Origin of the sequence: Nannocystis sp. (assembly GCF_016714285.1) — a bacterium.
Lineage (GTDB): Bacteria > Myxococcota_A > Polyangia > Nannocystales > Nannocystaceae > Nannocystis.
On sequence record NZ_JADJNN010000042.1, the window covers coordinates 104503 to 114041 of the forward strand.

7 protein-coding genes are annotated in these 9539 nt (G+C 69.5%); 4 read left to right on the forward strand and 3 right to left on the reverse strand.

Features of this window, described 5'->3' with window-relative positions:
- Positions 1 to 513 precede the first annotated feature (513 nt).
- Positions 514 to 1980, forward strand: coding sequence for an IgGFc-binding protein (locus tag IPJ59_RS36780; protein ID WP_293275918.1), 1467 nt, complete (start codon positions 514 to 516; stop codon positions 1978 to 1980).
- 115 nt (positions 1981 to 2095) lie between these two features.
- On the opposite strand, the gene IPJ59_RS36785 is transcribed toward IPJ59_RS36780, so the two are convergent.
- Together IPJ59_RS36785 and IPJ59_RS36790 are read right to left on the reverse strand one after the other, a co-directional pair.
- On the reverse strand, positions 2096 to 3796 hold the full coding sequence (locus IPJ59_RS36785) for an IgGFc-binding protein (protein ID WP_293275839.1): 1701 nt from the start codon (positions 3794 to 3796) through the stop codon (positions 2096 to 2098).
- A 364-nt stretch (positions 3797 to 4160) separates the two neighbouring features.
- Entirely contained in the window at positions 4161 to 5069 is a 909-nt protein-coding gene (locus IPJ59_RS36790) for a hypothetical protein (protein ID WP_293275840.1), read from the reverse strand.
- Between the two features lie 92 nt (positions 5070 to 5161).
- On the opposite strand from IPJ59_RS36790, the gene IPJ59_RS36795 reads away from it, so the two are divergent.
- From IPJ59_RS36795 to IPJ59_RS36805, 3 genes are all read left to right on the forward strand, one after another.
- Entirely contained in the window at positions 5162 to 6463 is a 1302-nt protein-coding gene (locus tag IPJ59_RS36795; RefSeq protein ID WP_293275841.1) for an AAA family ATPase, read from the forward strand.
- Positions 6460 to 7299, forward strand: a complete 840-nt coding sequence (locus IPJ59_RS36800) for a DUF4435 domain-containing protein (protein WP_293257725.1) — start codon at positions 6460 to 6462, stop codon at positions 7297 to 7299. Before IPJ59_RS36795 ends, IPJ59_RS36800 begins: the two co-directional genes overlap by 4 nt.
- A gap of 214 nt (positions 7300 to 7513) precedes the next feature.
- Entirely contained in the window at positions 7514 to 8866 is a 1353-nt protein-coding gene (locus tag IPJ59_RS36805) for a sensor histidine kinase (protein ID WP_293275842.1), read from the forward strand.
- 144 nt (positions 8867 to 9010) lie between these two features.
- Here IPJ59_RS36805 and IPJ59_RS36810 read toward each other — a convergent pair whose 3' ends face one another.
- Positions 9011 to 9490 (reverse strand): hypothetical protein, encoded by a 480-nt coding sequence (locus IPJ59_RS36810; RefSeq protein WP_293275843.1) that lies wholly within the window; start codon positions 9488 to 9490, stop codon positions 9011 to 9013.
- Positions 9491 to 9539: the final 49 nt, after the last annotated feature.

Consider the following 9539-nt stretch of genomic DNA (forward strand, 5'->3'; position numbering starts at 1 on the left):
CCGGTGGCCCGGGTTCCCGGACGCGGAGGGTGGCCTCAGGGGCGGTCCGCGGGTCATGCTCGGTGCCCGTGCGCGCGACCCTCGATCGAAGCTCCTCGTGCCCGGCGGGCGCCTTGCGCTCACCGCCTCCATGATCGTGGGCGGTCATGGCCCCTCGCCGGAACAGGCGTTGTAATTTGTTGTGCAGCACATCGAGTAATGTTAATTTGACCTCCTCGGATAGGTCGTGGCGTGGGATGATTTCGTCGCTGGTTGAACGACTTAGATTGGGCATGTTTGGCGGTAATGCGCGACCGAGGGCTTCATTGAAGCTGCGGATAGATTATGCATAAATCTAGAGGTCGGTGGGATCCATGGGGCATCGCAGGCGCCACGCGGGCGTCGTTTTACACGGGTGGCCTGCTCGCCGCCCTGACCCTGCACGGCGGCTGCGGGAAGAGCTGCGTCGACGACGGGTTCGTCTGGCAGCAGGACGCGAGCTGTCTCGTCCAGGCGAGTGAGACCAGCGTGCAGATGACCGGCCCCGGGACGTCCGACGAGAGCGGGGACGAACCGCCGGGGCCAACCACCGGCGTGCAGTCGACCGGTCCCGGGACGTCCGACGAGAGCGGGGACGAACCGCCCGAGCCAACCGCCTGCGAGGCGGCGGCGGCGGATGCGTCGCATGTCGGTTGCGACTACTGGCCGACCATTCTCGCCAGCGAGTACGGGCTGGGCGACCCCCCGTCGCCATTCAATTATGTGGTCGTCGTCGCCAACGCGGGTACCGAGCCCGCCGACATTACGGTGACGGGCCCGGGTGGCGTCGACCAGGGGACGACCGTGGAGCCGGGCTCGCTCACCAAGATGTACCTGCCCTGGGTCGTCGCGCTCAGTCAGTCGTTGGGCGGAGATTGCGGTGTGCCTCTGTGCTCGGTCAAGGTCGCCCGGGGCGCCTACCACCTCGTGAGCACGCGGCCGGTCAGCGTCTATCAATTCAATCCGCTGGAGTACCAGGGCCTGGGTGCCCCCCCGGGCGAGTTCTGGCTGTCGCAGTCGAGCGATGCCTCGGTCATCCTTCCGAGCACCGCGATGACCGGTAACTACCGCGTCGCCGGGCAGACCGGACAATCCCTCGGGAGCTATTTAGCGATCACCGGCACGCAGGACGACACCAGCGTCAACGTGACGGTCGGCTCGGCGGGGGCCATCAATGCCGGCCTTGGCATCGTCGCCACGCCGGCGGGTGAGTTGTTGACGCTGAGCCTCGACGCCGGCGATGTCGTCCAGCTCTTCGCCGCGAACGGCGACGACCTCAGCGGCTCTCTGGTCGAGGCCGACAAGCCGGTGCAGGTGATGACCGGCTCACCGTGCCTCCAGGCGCCGACCGGGCAGGCGTTCTGCGATCACATCGAGGCGTCCATCGTCCCGGTCGAGGCGCTCGGCAAACACTACTTCGTGGCCGTGCCCACGGGGCCGGAAGGAGCCCCGATCGGGCACTTCGTCCGCCTCTATGGCCATGTCGACGGCACCCAACTCACCTATGCGCCGGCGGCACCCGCCGGTGCGCCCGCCACCCTCGATGCGGGCGAGGTCGTCGATCTCGGGGTGGTGCCGGGCGATTTCGAGGTGAAGGGTAATCAGGGCTTCCTCGTGGGCACGCTGATGTTGGCCGCGTCGATGGTTCCCACCGGTCAGGGCGATCCTTCCCAGAGCTTCGCCGTGGCGGTGGAGCGGTTCCGCGAGACCCACGTGTTCCTCTCGCCCGCGGATTGGGAGGCGAGCTTCGTCGACGTGGTGGCGCCGGAGGGGGCCTTGCTCGAGCTCGATGGGTCGCCCGTGTCCGACACCCCGACGCCGATCGGCGCCACCGGGGTGGTGGTTTATCGCCTCCCGCTGACGGGCGACGCGCACCGCCTCACGTCGACCGATCCGGTGGGCATTCAGGTGATGGGCTACGGCAACGCCAGCGGCTACCAGTATCCCGGCGGCGGCAACTGAGCGCCCATCGCATCGCCGCAGTGAGCAGTCAGAGGGAATCCTCGCCGCGGCCGCGCCGATCCGCGAGGCCTTCCTCGAGATGGTGGCTCGGTGGGGTGACGCACGGGGCGTGAGATCAGCCGGGCGGGATGAGGGCGAGGTCGAGGCCGCCGGGGTACCAGTAGCTGCCGGCGGTCTGGAGGCCGTAGATCGAGATCCCGAGCTTGTCGCTGCCGGTGATGCGGTGGTTGCCGTCGCCCAGGTTCGATAGCTTGACGTGGGTGTAGGCGTAGGTCGTGCCGGGGATCGCGGTGAGCGGGGGGATCGCGGCGCCGTCGACCATGACGGCGGTGCCGGTCTTGGCGACGATATCGACGAAGTTGACCTCCCAGCTCGGCGGGGCGTGCACGAGGTAATCGTCGCGCCACTGCGCGGGGGTGACGGCGAGGATCATGGCGGGGTGGCTGCCGGAGCTGGCCATGAATTGCGAGACGAGGACCCGCTTGTCGGCGCTGACGACGAACTTGGCGGTGCCGGCGGGGAGCTCGACGTAGTCGCCGACGGCGGCGAGCAGCTTGCCGACGGGCTGGTCGGGGGTGAAGGTGAGGGCGGTGTTGGCCTCGCTGGCGATGACGCGGACGATCTGCGGGTTCTCCTGGACGCCGTTGGGGTACTGCGCCGGCGGGACGATGACGTAGGTCTTGGCGAGGGTGTCGACCGGGAAGATCGACTCCTCGCCGTGGTCGCAGGCGAACACGTTGATCGGGGCGAACAGGCACTTGCTGCCGCCGATCACCTGGACCGGCTTGTCGGCGTCGACGACGGTGCCGGTGAGGTCGCCGCTGTCGGTGAGCACCTGCAGGACGTCGCCGCGGTCGAGCACGAGCTGGCCGCTGCCGTCGGCCATGACGCCGCCGCCGGCGAGCACGGTCTTGCCGGTGGCCGACGGGGTGAGGGTGACGGTGGTGAGGTCGTGGGCGGCGACGACGGCGTAGAAGCTCGGGTAGTCGAAGGCCTCGGTCGAGGAGGCGACGACGATCTTCTTGCCCCACGCGTTGACGGGGATGAGCAGCGAGGCGTCGTTGGAGACGGTCGCGGCGAAGGGGTTGTATTGATAGACGGTGACCGGCTGATCGCTGCGCAGACGGTAGGCGCCGTCGATCACGAGGGCGCTGGGGCCGGGGCCCTCGGACAGCTCGGTGACCCAGGGCAGGGTGACGGCCTCGACGCTGCCGGGGTCGACGGTGGTCATTGCGACGTCGACGTCGCCGCGGGTGATCGTGACCTTGGCGGCGATATCGGTGGTGTTGGCGATCGTGACGGCGAAGACGTGCGGGTCCTGGTTGTAATCGTCGTGCTGCGAGGTGACGGTCGGGTAGAAGTCGCAGCCGATGTAGCTCTGGCCGAGCTTGGCCGCGGCGCAGCTGCCCTCGCACACGCCCTGGGCGCCGCAGCTGAGGCCCTGCAGCGGGTCGCAGAGTTCGAACTCGAGCCATTGGCCGGCGTCGCAGATCTCGGAGACCTCGCCGGTGCAGCGGGTCTCGCCGTCCTGGCACATGTCACAGTCGGGGCCGGCGCAGGTGGTGGCGCCCGAGCTGCTCGAGGTGAGGGGGTCGGTGGTGGCGGTGGTGGTGGTCGCGGCGGTGGTCGGGTCGGCGGTGGTGCTCGCGCTGCTGGTCGGCGTGCTCGTGGCGGGGTCACTCGTGGGGGGGTCGCCGGTGCTCGTCGACGCGACGACGGTGGTGCTGGCGAGCGAGGTCTCGCTGGCGCGGCCGTCGTCGGCGCAGGCGGTGGCGAGGGCGAGGGCGAGGACTGGGACGAGCCGCGCGAGGGTCATGGCGGGGCAGTGTACCGGGGGTGGGCGGGCGCGGGCGGGTCAAGGGCGTGGGGCCCTCGCAGTGGCCGAGGGCGGCCCCGAAGACCGCGGGGCGGGTGGCGCTGTGCACGACGAGCGGGGGGCCGACGGGCGTGGGTCCCTCGCGGCCGCCGGGTACCCCGTGGCACGTGCTCGACCCCTCGGGCTGCGATGGGCATCGTCCTCGAAGCAGCGCTCGCCTACCGAATCGATGACGATGGGTCTCCGCGCGAGCCCCGGGGACCCCTCCCCGGCTGCGTCCCAGCTCGTCGGCCCCTCGCTCGTCGGGCGGTATCGTCGGCGCCCCGCTCCTCGCTGGACGTCCATCGAATCACGACCTGCGGCTCTACTTGGGGATGGCGCAGTATCCGAGACTCTCGTAACCGGGTGGGACGAACCACATGGGGTCGTACCAGGGAAGACACTGTTGATCGTGGTTCTGGCAGGTGCCGCCGGGAAATTCGCAGTAAGGCTGGCAACAAGATCCGTCGGGAAAGTCATCACACGCGCTCGAGGCGTCGCTGGCGTCAATACAGGCGAGGCCCTTTGCGCACCGAGAAGCGGTGCACGATCCGTTGGTCTGGGCCCCGGGGCCCGGGCTGTTCGGTTCGCAGAAGAACGACTGTTGGTAGGGGATGCAGATGAGATCCTCGGGGCAATCGTCCGGGGCGGGGACGCAAGAGGGGAAGCAAAGGTCCAGATACCCCCCTGCGGAGAGCATGCAGCCGTGCTTCGGCGGGCACATCGCGGCGACTTGGCTCCCCCAGCACTGGGCGACGCAAACACCGTGGTTCCGCTCGTCGACGTCCCAGCAGATCGAGCCGAGGGCGCAGTCGTCGACGCCGGCGACGGGGCCCTCGGGGGCGGTGCATGGGTCTCCGGGAGCTCCATCACCGGTGATCTCGACGCACCGGGCTCCGTCCCAGCTGCTACCGCCTTGCTCGTTCCAGGGGACACACTTCTGGCCGACGGGGCAGTCCTGGCTGAACGGGTCGCAGTCGGGGAGGTCCACCGGACCGGCGTCCCACGTGATGAAGTTGTTGGTGCCGGCGCTGGAGGCGGTCATCGCGGTGCTGTCCGCGGTGCTGTCCGCGGTGCTGTCCGCGGTGGTGGCGGAGGTCGGAAGGGCGCCCGTCGGGCTGGTCAGCTCGCCGGTGGTGCCGGCCGTCGTGGCGTCGGTAGCGGGCTGCGACGGCGCCGCCGCGGGCCCGCACGCGGAGGCCAGAGTGGAGAAGAGTATCGCCGTGGATCGCATCAAGACTGCTGCCAGTGTCTCACTTTTTGGAGACCGCGCGTCGCTAGTCCCGGGTCCGCTCGTCGATGTCGCAGTCGGGGGCGGCGCAGCTGGTGGCGCCCGAGCTGCTCGAGATGAGGGGATCGGTGGTGGCGGCGGTGGTGCTCGCGGTGGTGGTGTTCGCGCCGCTGGTCGGCGAGCTCGTGATCGGGTCGCTTGTGCTCGTAGAGGCGGCGACGGTGGTGCTGGCGAGCGAGGTCTCACTGGCGCGGCCGTCGTCGGCGCAGGCGGTGGCAGTGTACCGGGGGTGGGCGAAGCGCGGGCCCTCGCAGTGGCCGAGGGCGGGCTTTCCTGGCGCGTGGCGCCGTGCGATAGTCGCGGCCGTCATGAGCGACCGGCGACGCATCCGTAAGATCCAGATCGAGGATTTTCGTGGGATCGACGCGCTCGAGCTGGACCTCACGGACGGCACGGGTGCGCTGCTCGATCTGGCGGTGCTCGCGGGCGGCAACGGTGCGGGGAAGACGGCCGCGCTCGAGGCCATCCTCCTCGCGCTCGGACGGCGTGACGCCGTGCCCGGCGCGCTGGGTGAGCAGGTCCGCTTCGGCAAGGCGGTGGCGAGGATCGACATCGAAGTGAGCCAGGCGGCGGGCCCAGCCTCGTGGCAGGTGTCCATCGTCGGCGATGTATTGGAAACTCCGGCCGCGAGCACCACCGCGAGACTCTTCCCGGTGGTGGAGTACTTCTCGGCCGCGCGCCCTCTGCGTCAGCTGACGGCGATCGACGGCGAGCCCGATCATCGGTTGCTCGAGTCCTTTCGGCTGCACGAGCTCCAACAGCGCCTGATCAGCACCTACTATCGTGGCCTGCGAAACAAGAGCCCCGACAAGCCAGGGTTGTTCGCGCGGCTCCAGGCCATGTGGCAGCGATTCGACGCGCAAGGCCGCCGAATCGAGGTCATCCCGCGCGACAATAACCCTGGTTCTGGGGACATCGTTGTCCTGTGCAGTGGCTCCCCCATCCCCGAAGACGTCACGAGCTTGGCGATGGCGCGAAATCTTGCACCCACGCGCAGCGATATCCCGAGCATGGTTCCCCTGGACGCGCTGAGCTCAGGCCAGACCGCCCTGTTTGCCTTCGCCGGGCCGCTCATCTTTCGTGACAAGCCGGTCGAGGTCGTGCTCATCGACGAGCCCGAACAGCACCTGCACCTGCAGTGGCAGCGGCTCTTGCTGCCCGCATTGCGCGAGCTGTGCCCTGACGCCCAATTCATCGTGGCGACGCACTCGGAGGAGATCCTCGACTCCGTGCTCAGCTATGAGCGGTTCATCCTGGTCGAGAGCGACGACCCGCGAGCCCAGGCGATCGCTGAAGGCGGGACAAGCGACGGGGATGCGGCGTCGGAGTTCGCGTGACAGCCACAACGATCTTCGACCTCTACCGCGGCCGACTCAACGTGTGGGTCGAGGATGACATGACCCGCGTGATCCTGACGGAATTGTGGCGAGACCGGATGCTCCACGTGATCAGCGCTGGCGGCTCCGAGGCAGTGCGTTACATGGTGCGCGCCGCTGCAAGCAACCCGAGCCTCAAGGATCTGGTCTTTGGCGTGGTAGATCGTGACCACGAAGATGATGGGCCTGACTGGTCGCTCCCGAACACGACGACCTTCGTCCTGCCGGTGCATGAGATCGAAAATCTCTTGCTCGACTTCGAGGTACTCGGAGCGCTGGCTGACAGGCCGCCCGGCGAGCTTCGAGCAATGGCCCGAGCTTACGTGCGAGAACAACGCTGGTGGGCCGTGGGCAAGATGATCCTCCGTGAGCTGCGCAGGGCGATGACGAGCGATTTCCCCACGGATCCCCCGGAGGGACTCCGCGACGCGGGTTCAGTGGCAGCGTGGCTCGAGAAGCAGCCGTACTGGGTGACCCACGCCGGGCACTTCTCGGCCTGGAACGGCACCGAATACAGGCGTGGCAAGATCGACGAGTTGGGCGTGGTGATCGGGCAGGACTTCGAATCCGACGCCTGGCTATCGCGTTTTCCCGGCAAGGAGATCCTGCGCTATCTGCGAACCCATGTGGCGGGCCTCGACAGAGCTCCTCCCCGGGGGAGGCCCACGCCGGCGGTACGTGACATGGACCTCGCCAAACGTATCACTCGGAGAATGATCGAGGAGGAGCGAGTCCCGGGGCCCCTCGTCGAGCTGCGTAAGCACCTGAATCGAAAGGCCGCGGGGCCCCGCAAGTAAGTCACGAGTACCTGGGTCGCTGCTTCAGGCCGCGGGGCCCATGCAGTAGCCGAGGGCGGGTTGGCAGCCGCCGTTCACGCAGAATCCGTCGCACTGGGCGTCGCTGTCGCGCGGCGTAGAGGCCGACGCGGGTGAAACCGCACCGTCGGTCGGTCGTGGGCGGGTCGGGTGGGGGTTGCCACGGACGCGGGCGACCTGCGACCCTCGAGCGCCCTTGTCGCGTGACACCCCAGCGCTGCTCGAACGGATGATCCCGCCGAAGCTGCGGGCCAACCGTGAGGACCGGCTGCGCGCGCAGATGCTGCTGCTGGGCTCGCTCGGCATCTGCGGCTTCGTGCTCGTCATCGGTGTGGTCGTGATCTGGGCCGGGATCCTCGACACCAATTTGGCGGTCGTCGTGCTCACGGCCGCGGCGCTGGGGCTGCTGCCGTACCTGCAGTATCGGCTCAGTTCGTATCGCCTGCCGGCGGCGCTGATCGTCATCCTGCTGGTCGTGACCATGCCGCTGTACTGCTGGCTGCTCGGGGCGTTCCCGGTGCCGGCGCTGGTCGGGTTCCCGATCGTCCCGCTGCTCGCGGCGTTCTTCCTCGGGCGCGTGGTCGGGCTGGTCAGCGCGGTGGCCCTCGCCCTCGCCGCGCTGGCGGCCGGGCTGCTGCTGCCGCTCCCGGGGCCGGCCCTGCTGGGCTCGCTGGCCAGCGTGTTCATCGTCATGGCGGTGACGATGACGCTGACCTCCGCCCAGCTCGCGTGGGTGTTCGAGGGGGCCCGGCGGCGCGCGGAGGAGGATCTGGTGGCGCTCAACCGGGCCCTGGATGCCGCCCGCGAGGCGGCGGAGGTGGCCCGTGCGGCGGCGGACGCGGCCAATCGCAGCAAGACCGAGTTCCTCCGGCACGTCAGCCACGAGCTGCGCACGCCGCTCAACAGCGTCCTCGGCTACAGCGAGCTGGTCCATGAGGAGCTCTCGGAGCGTGGGCAGACCGAGATCGCCGGCGAGGTCGCGCAGATCAGCCGGGCCAGCCAGCAGCTGCTGGCGCTGCTCAAGGACCTGCTCGATGTCTCGCGGATCGAGGCCGAGGCGATCCAGCTCGAGGTCGTCGAGGTCGAGCTCGCCGTGCTGCTCGCGCAGGTGCGCGAGACGGTCCGGCCGCTGGTGGCGGCCAATCACAACACCCTCGACGTCGTGGTGGCGCCCGGGCTGCCGCGGGTGGCGACCGACGAGCGGCGGCTGATGCAGGTGCTGCTGAATCTGGTCAGTAACGCCTGCAAGTTCACCGACCACGGGCGCATCTTCGTGGCCGCGGAGCTCGGCGACGACGGGGTGCTGCTGCAGGTGCGCGACACCGGGATCGGCATGTCGGAGACGCAGCGCTCCCGCATCTTCGAGCCGTTCGTGCAGGTGCACCCGTCGGCCGAGCGCCGGCACCAGGGCACCGGGCTCGGGCTGTCGCTGAGCCGGCAGATCGTGCGGTCGCTCGGTGGGACGATCGATGTCGCCAGCGTGCCGGGGGGCGGCACGACGTTCACGGTGCGGCTGCCGCTGCGCGGGCCGGGGTCAGCCGGGGTGTGATCAATCTTCACACGCGGGCGGGGCTCGGGTAGGCTGTCGGGTCAATGTCAGGACATGTCCCGGGGGACATGGCCATAGGAACATGTCCGTGGGGGCATCGCCAGCGGCCCGTTGCGAATATCTGGGGGGTCGGGGGTCGCTGCGTCAGGCCGCGGGGCCCATGCAGTAGCCGAGGGCGGGCTGGCAGCCGCCGTTGACGCAGAAGCCGTCGCACTGGGCGTCGCTGTCGCACGGCGTCTGCGCGCAGGTGTTCGCGGTGCAGCTGTAGTTGGCGGGGCAGTCTGGCTCGTCGGTGCAGGTCGCGGGGACGCAGCGGGCATCGGCGCCGCACATTGCCGCGGGGCCGCAGTCGGCGGGGCCGAGGCAGCCGGGCTGGCAGAGGCTCATGCCGCAGCAGGGGTCGGGCACGCAGATCTGGGGCGCGTCCGGGGTGCCGCCGCACTCGGGGTCGGTGTTGCAGGGGGCGCCGTCGAGGGTGCAGCCGGTCGCGCCGCCGCAGGTGACGGCGCCGGGCGGGACGCAGTCCTCGATGTTCTCGCAGTCGGCCGCGCTGCGGCAGCTGCCGCTCGGGAGCGTGCCGGTGCTCTCGCCGGCGCTGGTGGGCTCGCTGGTGGCGGTGCCCATGGTGCCCGCTGTGCCCCGTCGCCTCGCTCGTGCCGGCGCTGCCCGTGGG